This is a genomic window from Bradyrhizobium sp. USDA 4486 (assembly GCF_054057995.1).
Window position 1 is genome coordinate 259,620 of the sequence record NZ_JBSRZV010000001.1, and the last position, 20,341, is coordinate 279,960.

Consider the following 20,341-nt stretch of genomic DNA (forward strand, 5'->3'; position numbering starts at 1 on the left):
ACCTTCATGGCAGAGCGCTTCGACCGGATCTGGCATAATGCCCGGCTCGCCACGCTGCGGGCCGACCGTCCCGATCTCGGCGAGATCGAGCATGGCGTGATCGCCGCGCGCGCCGGCCTCATCGTCTATGCGGGCACTGCGGCGGAGTTCTCGGCCGATGCGGACGCCATCGAGCGGATCGATTGCGAGGGACGCTGGATCACGCCGGGCCTCGTTGATTGCCACACCCATCTCGTCTATGGCGGCAGCCGCGCGCATGAATTCGAGCTGCGCCTGAAGGGCGCAACCTATGAAGAGATCGCGCGGGCCGGCGGCGGCATCGTTTCGACGGTGGCCGCAACGCGCAAGGCGAGCGAAGCCGAGCTTGTCGCAAGCGCGCTGCCGCGGCTCGATGCGCTGATCGGCGAGGGTGCCACAACCGTCGAGATCAAGTCCGGTTATGGTCTCGATACCGACACCGAGATGCGGCAGCTGTCCGCCGCCCGCAGCCTCGGCGCTCAGCGGCCGGTGGCGATCCGCACGTCCTTTCTTGGCGCACACGCGCTGCCGGTGGAAGCCGACGGCGACAAGGACCATTACATCGATCTCGTGTGCAAGGAGATGCTGCCTGCGGTCGCGAAGGCCGGCCTTGCCGATGCCGTCGATGTCTTCATGGAAGGTATCGCGTTCTCGGCTGAGCAGACGGCGCGCGTGTTCGAGGCGGCGAAGGGGCTTGGCCTGCCGGTCAAGCTCCATGCCGATCAGCTCTCAAATCTCGGCGGCGCGGCGCTCGCCGCAAAATTTTCGGCGCTTTCGGCCGATCATTTGGAGCATACCGACGAAGCTGGCGCTGCCGCCATGGCAAAGACGGGAACGGTCGCCGTGCTCTTGCCCGGCGCCTTCTACTTCATCCGCGAGACGCAGAAGCCGCCGGTTGAGGCATTCCGCAAGCACGGCGTTCCCATGGCGCTCGCGACCGACTGCAATCCTGGAAGCTCACCGCTGACCTCGCTGCTGCTCGCCATGAACATGGGCGCGACGCTGTTCCGGATGAATGTCGCCGAATGTCTGACCGGCATCACCCGCGAAGGCGCGCGTGCGCTCGGCGTGCTCGATGAAACCGGAACGCTCGAAGCCGGCAAATGGTGCGATCTCGCGATCTGGGACATCGAGCGGCCCGCCGAGCTGGTCTACCGCATCGGCTTCAATCCGCTGCATCGGCGGGTATGGAGGGGCCGGTGAGGGAGCAGGGCGCAACGATCGTCGTCAAGCCGGGAATGGTCACTCTCGACGATCTCGCGCGCGTGCTTGCGGGTGCGTCGGTCGCGCTTGATCCCTCGTTCTGGCCGCGCATCGAGGCGGCTGCGGAGATTGTCGCGAACGCCGCGCATGCTGCCGCGCCGGTGTATGGCATCAACACCGGGTTCGGAAAGCTGGCCTCGAAGCGAATTCCGCCGGACCAGACTGCGCTGCTCCAGCGCAATCTCATCGTCTCGCATTGCTGCGGCGTCGGGCCGGCGACGCCCGAGCCGATCGTCCGCCTGATGATGGCGCTGAAAATCATCTCGCTCGGGCGTGGCGCCTCCGGCGTCCGCCGCGAGGTGATCGAGCAATTGCAGACGATGCTGGCGCGGGGTGTCTATCCGCTGGTGCCGCAACAAGGCTCGGTCGGCGCTTCCGGCGATCTCGCGCCGCTCGCGCATATGACCGCGGTGATGATCGGCGAGGGGCAGGCGCTTCTCGATGACAGGATCGTATCCGGCAGCGAGGCGCTCTCCGCTGCCGGCCTTATGCCGCTGACGCTCGGCCCCAAGGAGGGGCTGGCGCTGATCAACGGCACGCAGTTCTCGACGGCCTACGCTCTATCAGGCGTGCTGCGTGCATTTCGTCTCGCGAGGGCCGCGCTTGTCACCGGCGCTCTGTCGGTCGATGCGGCAATGGCCTCCACAGCGCCGTTCCGTTCCGAAATTCAGGCGCTGCGCGGCCATGCCGGGCAAATCGCCGCGGCCGCCACGCTGACGGCGCTGCTCGATGCCAGCGACATCCGCCTCTCCCATCTCGAGGGCGACGAGCGGGTGCAGGATCCCTACTGCCTGCGCTGCCAGCCGCAGGTCGCAGGCGCGGCGCTCGACCTGATCACGCAAGCCGCGCGCACGCTGATCGTCGAGGCCAATGCCGTCACCGACAATCCGCTGGTGCTGGTCGAGACCGGCGAGATTGTCTCCGGCGGCAATTTCCACGCCGAGCCGGTGGCCTTTGCCGCCGATCAAATCGCGCTGGCGCTGTCGGAGATCGGCGCGATCAGCGAGCGGCGCATCGCGACGCTGGTCGATCCCGCGCTCAATTTCGGCCTGCCGCCGTTCCTCACCCAAGATCCCGGCATCAATTCGGGCTTCATGATCGCCGAGGTGTCGGCCGCGGCGCTCTATGCCGAGAACAAGCAGCGGGCCGCGGCCTGCTCGATCGACTCGACGCCGACCAGCGCCAACCAGGAAGATCACGTTTCCATGGCCGCGCACGCTGCGCGGCGTCTCTACGATATGGCGGACAATCTCGCGGCCATTCTGGGCATCGAGCTGCTGGTCGCCGCCCAAGGCATCACGCTGCGCGCGCCGCATGCGACCAGCGCGCCGCTCGTCGCTGTCATCGCCAAGCTTCGCGAGCAGGTGCCTGCGCTCGGTGCCGACCGCTATATGGCCGGCGACCTCGCCAAGGCCGCCGCGCTGATCGAAGCCGACGCATTGCCAGCAGCAGCGCTCTCGGCGCTTCCATCCGATCCGTTTCCGCGACTCGACTAAGAGGTCCACATGAACCGCCGACTGGACAATGACCGCACCATCCGTGCTCCCCGCGGCAGCGACATCAGCGCCAAGAGCTGGCTGACGGAAGCGCCGCTGCGCATGCTCATGAACAATCTTGATCCCGACGTGGCGGAGCGCCCGAGCGAGCTGGTCGTCTATGGCGGCATCGGCCGTGCCGCGCGCGACTGGGAGAGCTTTGACCGGATCACCGCGGCCTTGCGCAAGCTCGAAGCTGACCAGACGCTGCTGGTGCAGTCCGGCAAGCCTGTCGGCATCTTCCGCACCCATGCCGATGCACCGCGCGTGCTGATCGCGAACTCCAACATCGTGCCGCACTGGGCGACGCTCGATCATTTCAACGAGCTCGATCGCCAGGGTCTGATGATGTACGGCCAGATGACCGCGGGCTCCTGGATCTATATCGGTAGCCAGGGCATCGTGCAGGGCACCTACGAGACCTTTGTCGAGGTCGGCCGTCGTCATTATGGCGGCAGCCTCGCCGGCAAATGGATCCTCACTGCCGGCCTCGGCGGCATGGGCGGGGCGCAGCCGCTGGCGGCGACCATGGCCGGCGCCTCGATGCTTGCGGTCGAGTGCCAACCGAGCCGCATCGAGATGCGGCTGCGCACCGGCTATCTCGATCTCCAGGCTGCAACGCTCGACGAAGCCCTTGCGATCGTGGAAGAGGCCAGGAAGACGAAGAAGGCGGTCTCGGTCGGCCTGCTCGGCAATGCCGCCGAGATTTTCCCGGAACTGGTGCGTCGCGGCGTCAAGCCCGACATCGTCACCGACCAGACCAGCGCGCATGATCCGATCAACGGCTATTTGCCGAAGGGATGGACGCTGGCCGATTGGGAAGCCAAGCGCGCCTCCGATCCGAAGGCGGTCGAGCGTGCCTCGAAGACGTCGATGGTCGAGCATGTCCAGGCCATGCTGGATTTTCATGCGCAGGGCATTCCAACCCTCGACTACGGCAACAACATCCGTCAGATGGCGCAGGACATGGGCCTGAAGAACGCCTTCGATTTCCCCGGCTTCGTGCCCGCCTATATTCGCCCGCTGTTCTGCCGCGGCGTCGGGCCGTTCCGCTGGGCCGCGCTGTCCGGCGATCCCGAGGACATCTTCAAGACCGACGCCAAGGTCAAGGAGCTGATGCCTGACGACAAGCATCTGCACAATTGGCTCGACATGGCCAAGGAGCGCATCAAGTTCCAGGGCCTGCCGGCGCGGATCTGCTGGGTCGGACTCGGCGATCGCCATCGCCTCGGCCTTGCCTTCAACGAGATGGTGGCGCGCGGCGAATTGAAGGCGCCGATCGTGATCGGCCGCGATCATCTCGACAGCGGCTCGGTGGCGAGCCCCAATCGCGAGACCGAGGCGATGAAGGACGGATCGGACGCCGTGTCCGACTGGCCCTTGCTCAATGCGCTGCTAAATTGCGCCAGCGGCGCGACGTGGGTCTCGCTGCATCATGGCGGCGGCGTCGGCATCGGTTATTCGCAACATGCCGGCATGGTGATCGTCGCCGACGGCACGCCGGAAGCCGCCAAGCGCATCGAGCGCGTGCTGTGGAACGATCCTGCCTCCGGCGTCATGCGCCACGCGGATGCGGGCTACGACATCGCGATCGAGTGCGCCCGTGACAAGGGGCTCGATCTGCCGAGCCTTTCGACGTAGCCGCGCCCTCAGGCCACGACCTTGGCCGCTGCACCATCGAGGTGTTGCCTCTCGTTCGCGAGGTAGTCGCCGATCGCATCGCTCGGCATCGGCTTTGCGAAATAATACCCGGATGTAGTCGCATCCGAGGCGGCGCAAGGTGTCGGAGCTGTGCGCGGGTCTCGACGCCCTCGAAGACGCAGGCGACCCATGTCGCCGCACAGGCCGCGTGCATTGGTCAGGTCCCGTCAAGCATACAGGCCCTCTGGGGCGGTGCTTCGACCTCGTCGGCTCGTTCGTGGTCACGTCCTGCTAATCATGCGCATGGTCGCCGCACGTCGGCCACATCGGACGATGTGCGGGATTCTCCTCTCGCGTCGGAGTGAGGTGAAGGATCTCCGTTATTTCTTCTCCAGCGCTGCGGTCTGCTTGGCGAGCTGCTTGTCGAAATCCTGCGACAGCATCGTCGCGTAGGTCGCGAGTTCGCCGGGCTTGACGAAGGGATTCGGCGCGCCGTCCTTCATCTCGGCGCGCTTGGCCTGCATGCCATAGACTTCCGGATGCGGCCCGAGCAGCACGTCGATCTGCATCGCCTTCACCTTGCCGTAGGTCGCGCGATAATCGTCGACGATGCCGGGATAGGTCGGCTGGCCGACCAGTCGGTTCAGCGCCACCGTGCCGCTACAGAAGAACAGCACCTCGCGATCCTGGCTGCCATCCTTCACGGTCATCTCCCAGCTCGTGCAGCCCGGCGAGTGGCCGGGGGTCGCGTGCGCCGTCAGCGTGGTGTCGCCGAGCGTGACCTTATCGCCTTCCTTGACGGTGCGGTCGACCTTCACCGCGGGGAAGGAAAGGTCTGCGTTCTTCTCGTCGCCGGGATAGTATCCGCCTTCGAGCAGCGGCTTGTCGCGCTCGCCCGCGATGAGCTGCGCGCCGGTCTCCTTCTTGATCTCGGCGAAGCCGCCGGTGTGATCGAAATGGGCGTGCGTGTTGAGGATGATCTTGACGTCGGCAACCTTGAAGCCGAGCTTGGCGATATTGTCCTTGATCATGCCGGTCGATTGCGGCATCGCCGTATCCATCAGGATCAGCCCCTGCGAGGTCTTGACGACGTAGACGGCGATGCCGTCGGTGCCGACATAGTAGATGTTGCCGATGAGCTGGAATGGCTCGAACGGCGCCGTCCACTTCTGCATGACCGTTGCCAGGAAGTCCTTGATGGTCTGCGCCTGTGCGCCGGTTGTGAGGAAGGCCAGCGCACACAGCGCGGCCGTGATTTTCTTCATCGTTTGCCTCCCGGATTGTTCTTGTCTTTCTTGGTGGGACGCAGACGTCGCGTGACCCAGCCGGTAGCCACGTTACGTCGTGGCCGGCGTCATGGGCAACCGGGTGCTCGCCGAAATATTCATGGGGCGAGCTGGAATAGCAGCGCGCCGGCTGAAAACTGCGGAGCTGCCTAGCGCCCGATCGTGACGCCGGCGGTCGAGCGCATGGCGTCGCGGAGGCTGGTTGCGTTCATGTCGTCGAGGACCTGACGCGTCAACACGGTGGTCTGGCCTGGCGTGTTGAGGATCGTCTCGCCACGCGAGGAGGACAGGTGATCGGCCTTGTAGGGCGCCGGATCATTGGCCGGCGCGTGGCGCGGCCGCTTACCTGATGCGGCCAGGGCAGCTTGCGAGCAGCAGAGCGCGACGAGCACGATCAGTCGCAGCGATTTTGCGGGCATGCGATCTCCCATCTCGGGAGTACAGCCTAGCACAGCGCGCCGGCGGTCGCCGCGAAAAGGATCAGGCGAGGGCGGCCTGGCGTTCCCGCACCGGTTCGCGGACCCGCTCGAAGTGACGCGGCTCGGCGAGCCGGGTGAAGCTGCGCCTGTCCGTCTGCGCGGGCGCTTCGACGATGACGCCCTCGCAGACAATCTGGCCGCCGAGCATCTTGAATTCCAGCTTGTCATAGCGCGGCATCGTCTCGCCGGGGGCGGGCGGCAGCAGGCCGATCCGCCCCTGGATGTTCAGCGTCGCATCGCCGGCGCCGTGGAGCCGCGGATTCCACATCCTGATCCCGGTTTCCGCCCAGCGCTGCCGGATCAGCGCGGCACGGTCGGTGGGTTCGGTGACTTTTGCGCGCGCCTTCGGCGCGCGAGGGATTTCCGCAACGGGAGACTCGAGGGCCGGCTCGGGCGCGCTATCGGCGACGCCGCTGGTTGCGTCGGCGGAAGAATCCTCCGCGGCGATCGGCATGACCGGGGCAGGATCGCTCGCGCTCGCGCGGACAGGCTCGATCTCCGCCGCGACGCTGGGAAAGGGATCGCTGTCGATGCTGCTCTCGGAGACATCCAGGACATTGTCATCGGCGCACGCGACACACGAACCGTCGACAGCGGCCGGCGCGTCATCGACGAGAACGTCAGGGGCGGGATCGTCAGTGCTGGCAAGGACGGGAGCACTGACCGCAGCGATTGTGACATCGACCGGCGCGGCCGGAGTCTCGTCCGCAGTGGCCGGCTCGATCTCGGTCGAAAGCTCGAACAACGGAACGCTGCCGACAACAGCTTCGGGAGCATCGGCCGGCTCGCTCGCAACCTCGATGGTCGAGACCGGTGCCTCCTCGATAACGGGCTCGATGCTCGCAAGCAGTTCCGCCGGAGGAACGTTACTGACGAGTTCGGGAGCCTCAACCGGCTCGCTCGCGGCGTCGATCGGCAAGACCGAACCCTGCTCGACGACGGCAGGCTCGGGCTCCGTGGGCGTCTCCGGGGAGGATTCGTTGCTGATGCTGACATCAGCTGGCGCTGCTGACCGGCTCTCTGCGATGAGCGAGATCGCGGGCTCGTCCTCGGCAAGGGGAGGCGCGACCGTGATGTCGGCCTGGCGATGCAACGGTTCGGCGCTGCTCGTGTCGAGCACCGGAGCGGATTCCGCCACGCCGGTGAGGATGGCTGACGAGCCGCTTGCTGCGTTCGCCGCGACGTCGATGCTGCCGCCGTGCGGCAAAGGCCGAAGCCGGGTCAACGCCCAATTCACCGCCGGAATGCGGCGCAGCAACGATATCAGTCTCGAAAGCACTGGGAGTTGTCCAAGAGGTGCTCGGCGTGAGGCAATCGCTGATTCGTCAGCAATATGAAAAACTGCCCCGCCTGTCACATCGCTGTCAATCTGACCGGGACCAATTGCAGAACATCCACACGTGTCGTGCAGGTGAGATCGCTGTCGGCACTTGCAGAGATTTTCCGAACGTCGATGTCTCGCGCCTCCTGGGCCCGGCAAGAGTCTTCCGAGATCGTCGATTGGTGCGGGAAGGCACACAGTCGTGCCTTCCCTGGCATGTCGACCTTCCGGCTATTTCCCGGAGCCGGCGCCGCCGCCGGCCTGGCTGCCCATATTGTTGGTGTTGGTGCCGCCCGCGCTCGGCGACTGCGTGCCCTTGCTGGTGCCGGCCTCGTTCTGCATGTTCGACGACTTACCCGTCGTCATGCCCTTGGTCGCGGGACCTCGCGAGGATTGTCCGACGCCGCCCTGACCGGTTGTGTCCGGTTGCGTCTGCGCAAAGGCGCCACCGATCGCCAGCGCCATGATGCACGTGGATGCGAGAACGATTTTCTTCATCAGGGTCTCCCTGGGTTGGTGTTCGGACAACCGGGACGCGGAAGCAACGTTCCGGGGCGAGGGCCGGCCGGATGGGCCGGAGCCGGGCCGATCGTCGGGGTTCCCTGTGCAGTTCGCCTGACGTAATTTGCAGCACGCGACACGAGGTGTGAGGACGACGCAATGAGGAAGCTTGCCGCCATCGCGGCGGTTCTGTTCTGGTCGACATGCTCATTCGCGCAGGATCGCAGCATCACCGTGGCCTCGACGACGTCGACGGAGCAGTCTGGCCTGTTCGGCTATCTCCTGCCGCTTTTCTCGAAAGCCGAGGGCATCGAGGTGAAGGTGGTTGCCGTCGGCACTGGCCAAGCGCTCGACATCGGACGGCGTGGCGATGCCGATGTGGTGTTCGTCCATGACAAGCCGGCGGAAGACAAGTTCATGTCCGAAGGGCAGGGCGTGAAGCGCTTCGACGTCATGTACAACGACTTCGTCGTCGTCGGCCCGAAGGCCGATCCCGCGCATATCGCCGGTGGCAAGGATGTTGCTGACGCTCTGCGCAAGATTGCGGCGGCGAAGGCGCCGTTCATCTCGCGCGGCGACAAGTCCGGCACGCATGCGGCCGAGCTGAGATTGTGGAAAGAGGCAGGCATCGACATCGCCGCCGGCAAGGACAGTTGGTATCGCGAGATCGGGCAGGGCATGGGCCCGGCACTGAACATGGCTTCGTCGTCGAACGCCTATCTGCTGTCGGACCGCGGCACCTGGCTGTCGTTCAAGAATCGCGGCGAGCTTGCCATCCTGACCGAGGGCGACAAGCGGCTGTTCAATCAGTACGGCGTCATGCTGGTGAATCCGGACAAGCATCCGAACGTGAAGGCGAAGGACGGGCAGGTCTTCATCGATTGGCTCGTCTCGCCGAAGGGGCAGGATGCGATCGCCGGCTACAAGGTCGGTGGCGAGCAGCTATTTTTCCCCAACGCGTCCCACTAGCAGGAATGCGACGGTCGACACCGCGACGCTGAGCGCGAGCAGGATCAGCCCGAGCCCGAGCGCCAGCGGCAGATCGCCCTTGCTGGTCTCCAGCGCGATCGCGGTTGTCATCGTGCGCGTGAAGCCGCGGATGTTGCCGCCGACAATGATGATGGCGCCGACCTCGGCGATGGCACGTCCGAACGCCGCGAGAAATGCCGTCAGCAGCGAGGTCCGGCCCAGCGCGAGCAGGAGCGCCATGCTGCGCAGGGCCGACAGTCCGTCGATCCGCGCGAGGTCGCCGTACTCCGCCCACAGCAGGCTTGCCGGCCGGTGCACCAGCGCCACCACGATCGGCGTGGCGAGCAGGGTCTGCGCGATCACCATGGCAGTCGGCGTGAACAGAAGGCCGGCCGCCCCGAGCGCACCGGATCGCGACAGCAGCAGATAAAGCGCGAGCCCGACCACGACCGGCGGAAGGCCGAGCAGCGCATTCGTCAGCACGATGATGACCTGCCGCCCGTGGAAACGGCAGATCGCAAGCAGGGCCCCGAACGGCGCGCCGATCACGAGGGCGATGATGCTGGCGGTCAGGCTGACGCGCACCGACAACGCGACGATGCCCAGCAGCTCGGCATCGGCTTCGCCGATCAGCGCAAAGGCTGCGGCAACGGATCGCGCGAAATCGTTCATTCGGCCGGGCGGTTCGGCGCCGGGCAGAATGCCCCGGGATCATCGATGTCGAAGCTGCATGATCGGGTCACGGATTGGTCTCTGCTGGTCTTGCCGACCTGTGCAGAATACCCGTGGGAATCGATTTGGAAACGCGATTCATTTCAGAAAATGAATTTGGGGCCCGTTATACAGGCTCACCGGACGGGAGCTTGGAAGTGCTCCAGGTTTCAGAGGCTCCGGACCATAGCCAGCGTGCCAGCAGAACGGCAAGAGCGGCCCCGATGAGTTGAGCGGTGATGAAAGCCGGAATACCCCGAGGGGCGATCCCCGCGAACGTATCGGACAGCGAGCGGGCGATGGTGACCGCGGGATTGGCGAACGACGTCGACGACGTGAACCAGTAGGCTGACGTGATATAGAGGGCGACCGCGTAAGGAACGGCCGCGGGCGTCCGATAGCCGACGCCAAGGACCGTCGACAGCAGGCCGAAGGTGGCGACGGCCTCGGCCAACCACTGTCCAGCGCCGCTGCGTTCCGTGAGCGAGAGCTGGAGGACGGGAAGCTCGAACATCAGATGCGCGAGCCCTACGCCTGCGATCGCGCCGGCGATCTGAGCAGCGACGTAGGCCGCAGCGTCACTCCGTGACACCTCGCCGCGCAAAGCAAATGCCAACGTCACCGCCGGATTGAAATGCGCACCCGATATCGGGGCGAACGTCAGGATCAGCACGACGAGAGCAGCACCGGTGGCGATGGTATTGCACAGCAGCGCCAGCGCGACGTTTCCGCCGGAGAGTCTCTGCGCCATGATCCCGGAGCCGACGACGGCTGCAAGCAGGAACGCCGTCCCGAGCCACTCGACAAAGATTCGCTGTGCAGGGCCCGGCATCAGGCGCCGCGATCCAGTCGGACGCGCTCGCCATCTTCCTTGACGAATTCGCCGTGCTGCGCCGGCAGGAGATCGAGCACAAGTTCAGAGGGGCGGCAAAGCTTCACGCCTTTCGACGTCACCACGATCGGCCGATTGATGAGGATCGGGTGCGCCATCATCGCGTCGAGCAATTGCTCGTCGGTCAGTGCCATGTTGCCGAGCCCGAGCTCCGCGTAAGGCGTAGCCTTCTCGCGCACCGCCTCGCGTACTGAAATTCCCATGCGAGCGATCAACTGCTGCAACAGCGCTCGCGACGGCGGCGTCTTCAGATATTCGATCACGTGCGGCTCGATGCCGGCGTTGCGGATCATCGCAAGCGCGTTGCGCGACGTTCCACAATCGGGATTGTGGTAGATGATCGCGTCCATTCGAGAACCTCCGCGCTCAGCAGCCTGCCTTTGAGGCTGCCGGCGCCGCCTGCGGCGCGCAGCAGGCCGATTGCGGCTGTTGCTTCTCGTGCGCGACCCGCCCCCGGTTCTCGCCGCTGCCGTCACCGTAATCGGTGCTCTCGCCCGTGGTGTGGAAGGTTTCCCAAGCGATGCCGGCGGGATCGTCGATCCAGGATTTTTCCGACTTCGCATAGCAGCAGGTGGTCTGGCCCTGTTCGATGATGTCGCCGCCGGCCTCGCGCAGACGCGCATAGACCTCCTGCAGCTCCTCGCCGGTCTCGACCTGGATACCGAGATGGTCGAGCCCTGCCGCGCGTCCGCGCGTCGAGATGGCAAAATTCACGCGGGGATCTTCGAGCATCCATTTGGCATAGTCGGATTTCACGACCGACGGCTCGCTTGCGAACAAGGCGGAGTAGAACCCGATCGAGCGGGAGAGATCCTCGACGGAGACGTGAACGTGCAGGCGCTTCATGATCGGTCCCTTCAGGCTGGCACCTTGCTGCGCTTTCGCGCGGATGTCGCGGGCGCTGCAGGAGCGCAGGACGCTCCGCCGCAGCAGTTTTCGGTCAGGAAGCCGACGAGCGCATTCATCGTCTCGAAGCGCGCCGCATAGATCATCGAGCGCCCCTCGCGCCGGACGCTCGCAAGCCCCGCCACCCGCAGCCGGTCGAAGTGGAACGTCAGCGTGTTGGGGGCAAGATCCAGCGCCTCGGCGATCGCGCCCGCGGCCATGCCCTCCGGCCCGGCCTGCACCAGCAGGCGGAACACGTCCAGACGATTATCCTGGGCAAGCGCGGCGAGCGCTGCGACGGCATCTGTCTTTTCCATATTTCAACGATTATGGAAATATTTGACGTCTGTCAATCGAGATCGGGGCGGGACCGCCCCGATCTCGATCTGACGACCGGGCCTTTGGGCCTCAACGTTTCACGTTGACCGTTACGGAGAGCGCTGCGCCTCGAAGTTCTGCTGCCAATAGCGCGCGATCTGATGGACCAGGGCGGCGGCAGGGAACGTATTTGAGCGTCTGCGCTTCCGACCTTCCATTTTCCAGCGACCAGCGAACGAAGTCGATCGCGGTTGAGGCACGCTGCTGTGATTTCGGCACCTTCGGCATCAGCACGAAGGTCGTCCCCGTGGATCGGATCGGCGTCTTCGCCCGGCGCATTGGTCAGCACGAGACGGAAATCGGTGCGGCTGTGAGTGATGTACTGTGTGACGTACTGATCGCAGGTTATTCTGGAGACATCGACAATGGCCTGGGCATCGGCCGGCTCTGCAGCCGTCACCGCGCCAGAGAAGCCGAGCAGCAATCCGAACTGCTTCAACTTGCAGGCTATGCATGAGGTCCCCCATCGAGCATCAGTTCGCGAGCGCTGCATCGTCCGATTGATCTAGAGAATCAAGAGGATCAAGACAGGCAGCGGCTCCCAGCCGCCCTCTGTCGCCGGCTGCGGGAAGGAGAAGACCGGAAATCGAGGCAAATCTCCCGGCCAAGGCGCCAATCAGGCGCTTTGGCCCATAAGGGCGGCTTTATTCCCGCCTCGGATGCTTTAAGGAAGGGGCATGATCAGGTCGCCCCCGCCCTCGGGCAGTGCTAGACCCTGATGCAGAAACACTGGGGCGGGCCCTACCGGCGCGCCCCGCAAGGATAAAGGATGTGAGGCAATGATCCAGACCGTTGGCATCATCGGGGCAGGGACCATGGGGAACGGCATTGCGCAGGTTTGCGCCGCGGCCGGGCTCTCGGTCGTGATGGTCGACATTTCGGATGCGGCGGTGAACCGCGGGCTTTCGACCGTCGGCGGCAGCCTCGAGCGCCTAGTCAAGAAGGAGAAGATCTCGGCGGCCGATCGCGAGGCGACGCTGAAGCGGATCACAGGCACCACCGATCGCGCCAAGCTCTCCGACTGCGACCTGGTCATCGAAGCGGCGACCGAGAACGAGGAGCTCAAGGTCAAGATCCTGAAGGATCTCTGCGCCACGCTGGCGCCGCGCACATTGGTTGCGACCAACACGTCGTCGATCTCGATCACCAAGCTCGCCGCCGCAACCGATCGTCCCGATCGCTTCATCGGCATGCATTTCTTCAACCCGGTTCCGGTGATGGCGCTGCTGGAACTCATCCGCGGCTTGCAGACCTCCGACGATACCCACGCCAAGGCGCTCGATTTCGCCCAGCGCGTCGGCAAGGTGGCGATCACGGCCAAGAACAGCCCGGGCTTCGCCGTCAACCGCATCCTGTGCCCGATGATCAACGAGGCGATCTTCGCGCTCCAGGAAGGGATCGCGACGGCGGAAGAGATCGACGCCGGCATGAAGCTCGGCTGCAATCATCCGATCGGGCCGCTGGCGCTGGCCGATCTGGTCGGCCTCGACACCATGCTGTCGGTGATGGAGGTCTTTTATAAGGGCTTCAACGACCCTAAATACCGGCCGGCCCCCTTGCTCAAGGAAATGGTCGATGCCGGCCATCTCGGCCGCAAGACCGGGCAGGGCTTTTATACTTACGGCACCTGATCATGGTGCAGGCGGCGGGCCTTCGCGTCCGCCGCCCGATCCCCGCAATTTGCGCTGCGACAAAGACGCCGCGCGCAAGGGGCCCGACAATGTCGAACGGGCGGCTCGCGGGAACAACGAAACGGAAAACAAAGGACAATGTCGGATCGACTGAAGGCTGAGCGCGAGGCGGCGGCCGCGCGGCGGAACCTGTTGACCCAGGATGCAATCGAGCGCACCGGAATCACCGAGGAAATGATCGGGGAACTCGTCACCCGCTTCTACGGACGCGTGCGCGAGGACGCACTGCTGGGGCCGGTGTTCGCGATCGTCCAGAATTGGGACGAGCACCTCGCCAAGCTCAAAGATTTCTGGTCGTCCGTCGTGCTGATGAGCGGCCGCTATCATGGCTCGCCGATGCGGGCGCACATGCCGCTGAGTCTGGTTGGCGATCATTTCGACCGCTGGCTCGAGCTGTTCGAGCAGACCGCGCGCGAAGTCTGTCCGCAGCCGGCGGCTGCGCTGTTCATCGACAAGGCGCGGCGCATCGCCGACAGCTTTGAAATGGCTTCGGCCACCATCGCAGGCCGCATCGCTTCGCCGCGTCACGTGCTGAGGTCCTGAAATACAAATCGCCTGCGTGAGACGCACAGGCTTGCCCTCGCGATGGCGCGCCGCACCAATTCCAGCATCATCGGTCTGATCTGCAAAATCATCATGCCGTTCGCGCGGTGCGACGTAGAAGTCGCGAAAACGCGCGCGAACGCGTTTATTCTCGCTCAATCAAAGCGAGCAAAGCCATATTGATGCATTGCGGCGCCAATTCTTTGCCTTGTTTTCGGCAGAGTTCCAGCGCCTGCTAGCGGGCATGGCGAGCGCACCGTTCAACACCCATTCTCTATCCTCCGAGACCATTGCGGAACCCGAAGCTGACGCGTGTAGGGAGCAGACGCGACGAGCGATCCTGCTCGGCGCGCTCGCCAGCACCGCGTGTCTCGGCTGTTCCACACAGGCGCACGCGGGCGAGGATCCGCCGGGCTCCGACGAGCGGCCACAGAAGGGCGACGTGCTCGTCTTCTCCGAAGGAGACCAGGAGGGAAAGCTCGTCACCGCAGCTGATCTGCCGGCGGGCGGGCCGCCGGTGCATGCTTGGCCGAAGGACCCCAAGACATCGGTCGTGCGCAGCGCCTCGCGCCTCAACGAGATCCTGATCATCCGGCTCGATCCCGCCGAGCTCGACGAGAAGACCCGCGCGCGCGCGGTCGACGGCATCCTTGCCTATTCGGCGATCTGCTCGCATGCCGGCTGTCCCGTCACTGCCTGGGTCAAGAGCGATGTCAGCGACAAGGATGTGTTCAAGTGCATGTGCCACAATTCCGAATACGATCCTCGCGAGGGCGCGCAGGTGGTGTTCGGGCCGGCGCCGCGACGGCTTGCCGCGCTGCCGCTGGCGCTCGCTGACGGCTCGCTCAGCGTCGCTGGCAACTTCATCGGAAAGGTAGGTGGCACGCAGCCAGGATGATGGACGGTGCGGGTTGGGCCCGCGTCACGAGAGGCCGCATCCGCCGAGGGGCGGACGACGGGACGAACGACAAGAATTCAGAACAAGAATTCAAGCGGATGAAAAAGAGGAACGTCCATGAAAACGTCCATGACCAGGAAGCAATGGTACCTGTCCGGCTTCGTCGCCTTCACGTGTCTTGTCTCGACCGCCGCAATTGCCGGCCCGATCGAGAGCTACGCGCCAGTCACCCAGCAGCGGTTGGAGAGTCCCGAACCGGGCAATTGGATGCTCTATCGCCGCACCTATGACGGCCAAGGCTACAGCCCGCTCGACCAGATCAACACCTCGAACGTCAAGAATCTCACGCCGGTCTGGACCTTTGCCACGGGCGTCGTCGAAGGCCACGAGGCCCCGCCGATCGTCAACAACGGCGTGATGTTCGTGGCAACGCCGATGGGGCAGGTGATCGCGCTCAACGCGAAGACCGGCGACGAGTACTGGCGCTACAAGCGGCAGCTCCCCGACGATCTGTTCCAGCTACACCCCACGAGCCGCGGCGTCGGTCTCTGGGAGGACAAGCTCTATCTCGCCACCACCGACGACCATGTCGTCGCGCTCGACGCCAAGACCGGCAAGGTGGTGTGGGACACCAAGGTGCAGGACTACAAGAAGGGCCAGTACATGACCCTGATGCCGCTGATCGTCGACGGCAAGGTCATTGTCGGCGGCTCCGGCGGCGAGTTCGGCGTACGTGGCTATGTCGCGGCCTTCGATGCCAAGGACGGCAAGGAGCTGTGGCGCACCTTCACCATTCCCGGCGAGGGCGAGCCCGGTCATGACACCTGGAAGGGCGACGACTGGAAGAATGGCGGCGGCTCGGCCTGGATGACCGGCAATTACGACAAGGACACCAAGACGATCTATTGGGGCGTCGGCAATGCCGCGCCGTGGCCCGGCGAGATGCATCCCGGCGACAATCTCTACACCTCGTCCGTGCTCGGGCTGGATCCCAGCACCGGCAAGATCAAGACCTATCACCAGTACCACCAGAACGATTCCTGGGACTGGGACGAGGTCGAGGCGCCGATGCTGATCGACCTGCAACGCGACGGCCGCAACATCAAGAGCCTGGTCCATCCGGGACGCGACGCGATCTTCTGGGTGCTGGAGCGCACGCCGACCAAGATCAACTACGTCGCCGGCTGGCCGTTCGTCTCCACCGACGTCTGGAAGGGCATCGATGCGGAGACCGGCAAGCCGATCGTCGATCCCGACCACAAGCCGGTCATCGGCAAGCGAGTCGAGTTCTGTCCGTCGCTGTGGGGCGGCAAGGATTGGCCGTCGGCGGCCTACAGCCAGAAGACGGGTCTCGTCTATGTGCCAGCCAACGAGAATTTCTGCGGCGGCTTCACTGGCGAGAAGCTTCCGCTCAAGCCGGGTGAGCTTTGGCTCGGCACCAAGCCGGAGGACATCGGCCTGAAGGCGAAGCCAGGTGCCGATCATTTCGGCGAGCTCCAGGCCTGGGATCCCGTCACGGGCAAGAAGGTGTGGCAGCACAATTTCCCGAAATCGCAGCTGTTCGGCTCGGTGACGGCGACCGCGGGCGATCTCGTCTTCGCCGGCGGCACCAACGACCGCAACTTCCGCGCCTTCAACGCCAAGACCGGCGAGCTCTTGTGGGAGCAGAAGACCAACTCCGGCATCATGGGCATGCCGGTGTCCTATGAGGTCGACGGCACCCAATATGTCGCGATCCAGTCCGGCTGGGGCGTCGACGCGCAGCGCATCCAGGATGCGCTCGCCACCAACAATATCGGCATCGAGTCCAACGTGCCGCAAGGTGGCGTGATCTGGGTGTTCGCGCTGAAGAAATAGCTTCGCGGCGGATCGACGAAAGCGGAGCAGCAGGGGGGTGGAGAATGCGGCGGACGGCGACGTCCGCCGCATTTTGCATGTGACGACGCGCCTTTGCCGACGCGTCTCGTCACGTTCTTGGTGCCGCGGCAAAGGTCGTGGATCACCGGGATAGACGTGAGCGGAAGCGACGCCGTCCTTCGGACGGCTATGCCCGGCCATGACGGTGCGGCAACGCTACTGCGCAAAACGCTGGAGGAGCGCTACTTCCCCTCGCGCTCGACCTTGTCCTTTTCTTTCTGGTTCATCTCCCGAACCTTCGGATCCGGATCGCTCTGCCCGGTGGTCTGGGTGGTCGAAGGGGGCGGAGCATTGGCGTTGGGAAGCGAGTTCTGGTCCGGCGCGGCGGGGCGCGTCGCGGTGGCCGGGGGCGTCGTTTTGCTTTGGGCGAACGCGCCCGTCGTGGTCATGAAAAAGGCGCCCGACAGCAGCGACACTGCGAGCGCCTTTGAGATGTTGGTCATCGATCTGCTCCCTGTCAGATCGATGGAAACGGCGCGAGGGCGCCTTGTGTTCCCCGCTCAGGGCTCGGTTCACCTCCCCCCGAGGGGAGAGGTGAACCATGAACAGCCCGCCGAACCTAGTTTCGTCAGGCCCTAGGTTTCGAGTTGCTTGCCGAGCGGAAGGTTGCGGATGCGCTTTCCGGTCGCGGCGAAGATCGCATTCATCATCGCCGGCGCGAACGGTGGAACGCCGGGCTCGCCGACGCCGCTCGGCGGCGTGTCGGGTCCGGGCGGAACGATGTAGACGTTGGTGACGAGAGGAGATTCATCCATCCGGATGAGCTGGAAGTCATCGAAGTTCTTCTGCTCCACCTTGCCGTCCTTGAAGGTGACCTCGCCGTATTTGGCAAGGCTCAACCCCATGATCGCCGCGCCCTCGATCTGCGAGGCGATGCGCTCGGGATTGACATAGGTACCGCAATCGATCGCGGTGTCGACCCGCGGTACCGTCAGCTTGCCCTTCTCGTCGACGGCCACCTCGACGATGGTCGCGATGTAGCTGACGAAGCTGCGGTGGACCGCGATGCCGAGGCCATGGCCCTTGGGCACCCGGCGGCCCCATTCACCCTTCTCGGCGACCAGCTCGACCACCTTGCGCAGGCGCGCGGTGTCGATCGGATAGCTGTCGAATGGCTCGCCATAGTTCCACAGATCCTTCACCGCCGGCTTGACGATGCGCGGACTGCCGATCAGCGCGAGCAGCGTCTCCTTCTGGTCGCGGCCGGTCGCAGCCGCGATTTCGCCGACCATCGACTGCACCGCGAAGGCGCGCGGAATGTTCGAGACCGAGCGGAACCAGCCGATACGGGTGAACGCCGCAGCTTCCGGATTCTCGCAGGTGATGTTGGCGATCTCGAACGGCATATCGACGAGGCCCATGCCGAGCTCGAAGGGAGCTGCGTGGTTGGCGCCCGCGGCGAAGGTCGAGGCGATCGTCGGTGCCACGCTGCGATGGCGCCATGCGATCACCTTGCCGCTCTTGTCGAGTCCCGCCTCGATCCGTTCCACCGAAACCGTGTGCAAGAAGTCGTGATGGAGATCGTCCTCGCGCGTCCATTGCACCTTCACGGGCGCGCCCAGTTCTTTCGAGAGGAGGGCAGCCTCGAGCGCAAAATCGCATTTCGACTTGCGGCCGAAGCCGCCGCCAAGCAGCGTAACGTTGACGGTGACGTTACCCTCGGGAATGCCGAGCGTCTTGGCGACATCCTCACGGGTGCCGCCGGGGCTCTGCACCGGCGCCCAGATCTCCGCCTTGTCGCCCTTGACGTCGGCGACCGCCACCGGCGGCTCCATGCTGACATGGGCGAGGTGCGGCAGATAATATTCGCCGACGATGACCTTGTCGGCGCTCTTCAGCGCGGTGTCGGCATCGCCCTCCTGGCGCACGACGAGGCCGGGCTTGCGCGCGGCCTCCTCGAGCTCCTTGCGATAGGCGACCGAGTCGTACTTGCCGTTGGGGCCGTCGTCCCAGGTCAGCTTCAGTGCGTCGCGGCCCTTGATCGCCGCGCCGGTGTTGCGCGCAATCACCGCGACGCCGCCGAGCGGCTGGAACTTCGACGGCCATGGCCAGCCGCGCACCTGCATCACCTTCTCGACGCCGGGAATCTTCAGCGCATCGTCCGGCTCGAACTTGACCAGCTTGCCGCCAGTCACCGGCGGCCGCGCGATCACGGCATATTTCATGCCGGGCAGGCGTACGTCGGCGCCATATTGCGCCTTGCCGGTGGTGATGTCGTGGAGATCGACGATGCCGACCTGGCCCTTGCCGAGATAGCGGAAGTCCTTGGGGTCCTTCAGCTTGAGGCCTTCGATGCTCGGCACCGATTCCTTGGCGGCGTCGGCCGCGAGCTCGCCAAAGCCGAGCTTGCGACCGCTGGCGCTATGGACGACTTCGTGATTGACGGCCTTGACCTCGGTCGCCGGCACGTTCCAGCGCTTGGCCGCGGCCTGCTCCAGCATGGTGCGGGCGGAGGCGCCGATCTGGCGCATCGGAATCAGGTAATGGCGCGTGCTGCGCGAGCCGTCGGTGTCCTGGTTGCCGAACTTGACCTCGTCGCCATGGGCCTGCTGCACCTTCACCTTGGACCAGTCGGCTTCCATCTCCTCCGCCACGATCAGCGGCAGGCTGGTGCGCACGCCGGTGCCCATCTCGGAGCGATGGGCGAGGATGGTGACGACGCCGTCGGGCGCGACCGCGACGAAGACGCGCGGATCGACCACGATGCCATGCGGCATCTTGCCGGCGCCGGTCTCATAGGCGAAGGCCTGACGCGACATCACGGGTGCGGCGAGCACGAAGCCGCCGGTGATGCCGAGCCCCTTCAGGATGGTGCGGCGCGAGATCTTCTCGACTTTGATGTTCTTTTCGAAGCCGCGGAGCTTGCCCGGATTGTCGATGAAATTCATATCACACCCCCGTCGATGCGAGATGGACCGCGTTCTCGATGCGCTGATAGCAGCCGCAGCGGCAGATGTTGCCGGCCATCGCCTCGCGGATCTGGTCATGCGACGGCTTCGGGTTGTCCATCAATAGCGCGGCGGCCTGCATGATCTGGCCCGCCTGGCAGAAGCCGCATTGGGGCACGTTGACCTGGCGCCAGGCCTTCTGCACCGGGTGGTCGCCGTTCGGATGCAGTCCCTCGATCGTGGTGACCTCGCGTCCGGCGACGTCGTTGATCGACGTGATGCAGGAGCGCACGGCTTCCTTGTCGACGATGACGGTGCAGGCGCCGCACAGGGCCTGGCCGCAGCCATATTTGGTTCCGGTCAGCCCGGCCTCGTCGCGCAGGAACCAGAGTAGCGGGAGATCCGGGTCGCCATCCCAGCTCTGTTCCTGGCCGTTGATCTTCACCTTGATCATGATCGTCCCTCGCTCTTCATAAGCATATCGAATTCAAATGCGCCGATTTGGATCGGCAGTGGTTCGTGCGT

Annotated in this window: 21 protein-coding genes and 1 pseudogene; 9 read left to right on the forward strand and 13 right to left on the reverse strand. The window is 64.8% G+C overall.

Features of this window, described 5'->3' with window-relative positions:
• Positions 1–6: 6 nt before the first annotated feature.
• From hutI to hutU, 3 genes are read left to right on the forward strand one after another with little or no spacing between them, the layout of a single operon-like run.
• Positions 7–1,221, forward strand: a complete 1,215-nt coding sequence (gene hutI, locus ACVWY3_RS01200) for an imidazolonepropionase (RefSeq protein ID WP_456836820.1) — start codon at positions 7–9, stop codon at positions 1,219–1,221.
• Positions 1,218–2,777 (forward strand): histidine ammonia-lyase, encoded by a 1,560-nt coding sequence (gene hutH / locus ACVWY3_RS01205; protein ID WP_456836821.1) that lies wholly within the window; start codon positions 1,218–1,220, stop codon positions 2,775–2,777. The genes hutI and hutH overlap by 4 nt, the downstream gene beginning before the upstream one ends.
• 9 nt (positions 2,778–2,786) lie before the next feature.
• Positions 2,787–4,457: a urocanate hydratase gene (gene hutU / locus ACVWY3_RS01210; protein WP_456836822.1), complete on the forward strand. Its 1,671-nt coding sequence runs from the start codon at positions 2,787–2,789 to the stop codon at positions 4,455–4,457.
• 8 nt (positions 4,458–4,465) lie between these two features.
• On the opposite strand, the pseudogene ACVWY3_RS01215 reads toward hutU, so the two are convergent.
• From ACVWY3_RS01215 to ACVWY3_RS01235, 5 genes and pseudogenes are all read right to left on the reverse strand, one after another.
• Positions 4,466–4,663 (reverse strand): annotated as a pseudogene (locus tag ACVWY3_RS01215) (EAL domain-containing protein); the annotation flags it as partial.
• 174 nt (positions 4,664–4,837) lie between these two features.
• Positions 4,838–5,722 (reverse strand): BJP family subclass B3 metallo-beta-lactamase, encoded by an 885-nt coding sequence (gene blaBJP / locus ACVWY3_RS01220; protein WP_456836823.1) that lies wholly within the window; start codon positions 5,720–5,722, stop codon positions 4,838–4,840.
• 170 nt (positions 5,723–5,892) lie between these two features.
• On the reverse strand, positions 5,893–6,162 hold the full coding sequence (locus ACVWY3_RS01225; RefSeq protein ID WP_456836824.1) for a TonB-dependent receptor plug domain-containing protein: 270 nt from the start codon (positions 6,160–6,162) through the stop codon (positions 5,893–5,895).
• Between the two features lie 61 nt (positions 6,163–6,223).
• A complete protein-coding gene (locus ACVWY3_RS01230) occupies positions 6,224–7,480 on the reverse strand; it encodes a hypothetical protein (protein ID WP_456836825.1) in 1,257 nt (418 codons plus the stop codon).
• A gap of 294 nt (positions 7,481–7,774) precedes the next feature.
• Entirely contained in the window at positions 7,775–8,041 is a 267-nt protein-coding gene (locus ACVWY3_RS01235) for a hypothetical protein (RefSeq protein WP_456836826.1), read from the reverse strand.
• Positions 8,042–8,203: 162 nt separating this feature from the next.
• Between ACVWY3_RS01235 and ACVWY3_RS01240 the strand changes: the two genes are divergently transcribed.
• Entirely contained in the window at positions 8,204–9,013 is an 810-nt protein-coding gene (locus tag ACVWY3_RS01240) for a substrate-binding domain-containing protein (RefSeq protein ID WP_456836827.1), read from the forward strand.
• On the opposite strand, the gene ACVWY3_RS01245 is transcribed toward ACVWY3_RS01240, so the two are convergent.
• The 5 genes from ACVWY3_RS01245 to ACVWY3_RS01265 form a co-directional block, all read right to left on the reverse strand.
• Positions 8,987–9,685 (reverse strand): ABC transporter permease, encoded by a 699-nt coding sequence (locus ACVWY3_RS01245; protein ID WP_456836828.1) that lies wholly within the window; start codon positions 9,683–9,685, stop codon positions 8,987–8,989. The two genes, ACVWY3_RS01240 and ACVWY3_RS01245, sit on opposite strands and share 27 nt — an antisense overlap.
• 166 nt (positions 9,686–9,851) lie before the next feature.
• Positions 9,852–10,556: an aquaporin gene (locus ACVWY3_RS01250; RefSeq protein ID WP_456836829.1), complete on the reverse strand. Its 705-nt coding sequence runs from the start codon at positions 10,554–10,556 to the stop codon at positions 9,852–9,854.
• Positions 10,556–10,966, reverse strand: a complete 411-nt coding sequence (gene arsC / locus ACVWY3_RS01255) for an arsenate reductase (glutaredoxin) (protein ID WP_456836830.1) — start codon at positions 10,964–10,966, stop codon at positions 10,556–10,558. The genes ACVWY3_RS01250 and arsC overlap by 1 nt, the downstream gene beginning before the upstream one ends.
• 16 nt (positions 10,967–10,982) lie before the next feature.
• Positions 10,983–11,462 (reverse strand): ArsI/CadI family heavy metal resistance metalloenzyme, encoded by a 480-nt coding sequence (locus ACVWY3_RS01260; protein ID WP_456836831.1) that lies wholly within the window; start codon positions 11,460–11,462, stop codon positions 10,983–10,985.
• Between the two features lie 11 nt (positions 11,463–11,473).
• Positions 11,474–11,818 carry an ArsR/SmtB family transcription factor gene (locus ACVWY3_RS01265; RefSeq protein ID WP_456836832.1) on the reverse strand — a complete coding sequence of 115 codons (345 nt, stop codon included), beginning with the start codon at positions 11,816–11,818 and terminating at the stop codon, positions 11,474–11,476.
• 191 nt (positions 11,819–12,009) lie between these two features.
• On the opposite strand from ACVWY3_RS01265, the gene ACVWY3_RS01270 reads away from it, so the two are divergent.
• From ACVWY3_RS01270 to ACVWY3_RS01290, 5 genes are all read left to right on the forward strand, one after another.
• A complete protein-coding gene (locus tag ACVWY3_RS01270) occupies positions 12,010–12,336 on the forward strand; it encodes a hypothetical protein (RefSeq protein WP_456836833.1) in 327 nt (108 codons plus the stop codon).
• A 322-nt stretch (positions 12,337–12,658) separates the two neighbouring features.
• Positions 12,659–13,510 carry a 3-hydroxybutyryl-CoA dehydrogenase gene (locus tag ACVWY3_RS01275; RefSeq protein WP_456836834.1) on the forward strand — a complete coding sequence of 284 codons (852 nt, stop codon included), beginning with the start codon at positions 12,659–12,661 and terminating at the stop codon, positions 13,508–13,510.
• A gap of 138 nt (positions 13,511–13,648) precedes the next feature.
• A complete protein-coding gene (locus ACVWY3_RS01280) occupies positions 13,649–14,113 on the forward strand; it encodes a group III truncated hemoglobin (RefSeq protein WP_456836835.1) in 465 nt (154 codons plus the stop codon).
• A gap of 244 nt (positions 14,114–14,357) precedes the next feature.
• On the forward strand, positions 14,358–15,011 hold the full coding sequence (locus tag ACVWY3_RS01285) for a QcrA and Rieske domain-containing protein (protein WP_456836836.1): 654 nt from the start codon (positions 14,358–14,360) through the stop codon (positions 15,009–15,011).
• Between the two features lie 129 nt (positions 15,012–15,140).
• Positions 15,141–16,868 carry a methanol/ethanol family PQQ-dependent dehydrogenase gene (locus tag ACVWY3_RS01290; RefSeq protein ID WP_456836837.1) on the forward strand — a complete coding sequence of 576 codons (1,728 nt, stop codon included), beginning with the start codon at positions 15,141–15,143 and terminating at the stop codon, positions 16,866–16,868.
• A 242-nt stretch (positions 16,869–17,110) separates the two neighbouring features.
• On the opposite strand, the gene ACVWY3_RS01295 is transcribed toward ACVWY3_RS01290, so the two are convergent.
• The 3 genes from ACVWY3_RS01295 to ACVWY3_RS01305 all read right to left on the reverse strand — a co-directional run bounded on the left by ACVWY3_RS01295 (position 17,111) and on the right by ACVWY3_RS01305 (position 20,270).
• Positions 17,111–17,371, reverse strand: a complete 261-nt coding sequence (locus ACVWY3_RS01295; RefSeq protein WP_456836838.1) for a hypothetical protein — start codon at positions 17,369–17,371, stop codon at positions 17,111–17,113.
• 132 nt (positions 17,372–17,503) lie between these two features.
• Positions 17,504–19,816: a molybdopterin cofactor-binding domain-containing protein gene (locus tag ACVWY3_RS01300; protein ID WP_456836839.1), complete on the reverse strand. Its 2,313-nt coding sequence runs from the start codon at positions 19,814–19,816 to the stop codon at positions 17,504–17,506.
• Position 19,817: 1 nt separating this feature from the next.
• The gene (locus ACVWY3_RS01305) at positions 19,818–20,270 is read right to left on the reverse strand and encodes a (2Fe-2S)-binding protein (RefSeq protein WP_129274700.1); all 453 of its coding nucleotides are present in this window, start codon (positions 20,268–20,270) and stop codon (positions 19,818–19,820) included.
• Positions 20,271–20,341: the final 71 nt, after the last annotated feature.

Coding starts and splice junctions, on each gene's coding strand:
- hutI (WP_456836820.1), top strand. CDS start 7: ATGGCAGAGCGCTTCGACCGGATCTGGCATAATGCCCGGCTCGCCACG.
- hutU (WP_456836822.1), top strand. CDS start 2,787: ATGAACCGCCGACTGGACAATGACCGCACCATCCGTGCTCCCCGCGGC.
- blaBJP (WP_456836823.1), bottom strand. CDS start 5,722: ATGAAGAAAATCACGGCCGCGCTGTGTGCGCTGGCCTTCCTCACAACC.
- ACVWY3_RS01225 (WP_456836824.1), bottom strand. CDS start 6,162: ATGCCCGCAAAATCGCTGCGACTGATCGTGCTCGTCGCGCTCTGCTGC.
- ACVWY3_RS01235 (WP_456836826.1), bottom strand. CDS start 8,041: ATGAAGAAAATCGTTCTCGCATCCACGTGCATCATGGCGCTGGCGATC.
- ACVWY3_RS01240 (WP_456836827.1), top strand. CDS start 8,204: ATGAGGAAGCTTGCCGCCATCGCGGCGGTTCTGTTCTGGTCGACATGC.
- ACVWY3_RS01245 (WP_456836828.1), bottom strand. CDS start 9,685: ATGAACGATTTCGCGCGATCCGTTGCCGCAGCCTTTGCGCTGATCGGC.
- ACVWY3_RS01250 (WP_456836829.1), bottom strand. CDS start 10,556: ATGCCGGGCCCTGCACAGCGAATCTTTGTCGAGTGGCTCGGGACGGCG.
- arsC (WP_456836830.1), bottom strand. CDS start 10,966: ATGGACGCGATCATCTACCACAATCCCGATTGTGGAACGTCGCGCAAC.
- ACVWY3_RS01260 (WP_456836831.1), bottom strand. CDS start 11,462: ATGAAGCGCCTGCACGTTCACGTCTCCGTCGAGGATCTCTCCCGCTCG.
- ACVWY3_RS01265 (WP_456836832.1), bottom strand. CDS start 11,818: ATGGAAAAGACAGATGCCGTCGCAGCGCTCGCCGCGCTTGCCCAGGAT.
- ACVWY3_RS01275 (WP_456836834.1), top strand. CDS start 12,659: ATGATCCAGACCGTTGGCATCATCGGGGCAGGGACCATGGGGAACGGC.
- ACVWY3_RS01280 (WP_456836835.1), top strand. CDS start 13,649: ATGTCGGATCGACTGAAGGCTGAGCGCGAGGCGGCGGCCGCGCGGCGG.
- ACVWY3_RS01285 (WP_456836836.1), top strand. CDS start 14,358: ATGGCGAGCGCACCGTTCAACACCCATTCTCTATCCTCCGAGACCATT.
- ACVWY3_RS01290 (WP_456836837.1), top strand. CDS start 15,141: ATGACCAGGAAGCAATGGTACCTGTCCGGCTTCGTCGCCTTCACGTGT.
- ACVWY3_RS01295 (WP_456836838.1), bottom strand. CDS start 17,371: ATGACCAACATCTCAAAGGCGCTCGCAGTGTCGCTGCTGTCGGGCGCC.
- ACVWY3_RS01300 (WP_456836839.1), bottom strand. CDS start 19,816: ATGAATTTCATCGACAATCCGGGCAAGCTCCGCGGCTTCGAAAAGAAC.
- ACVWY3_RS01305 (WP_129274700.1), bottom strand. CDS start 20,270: ATGATCAAGGTGAAGATCAACGGCCAGGAACAGAGCTGGGATGGCGAC.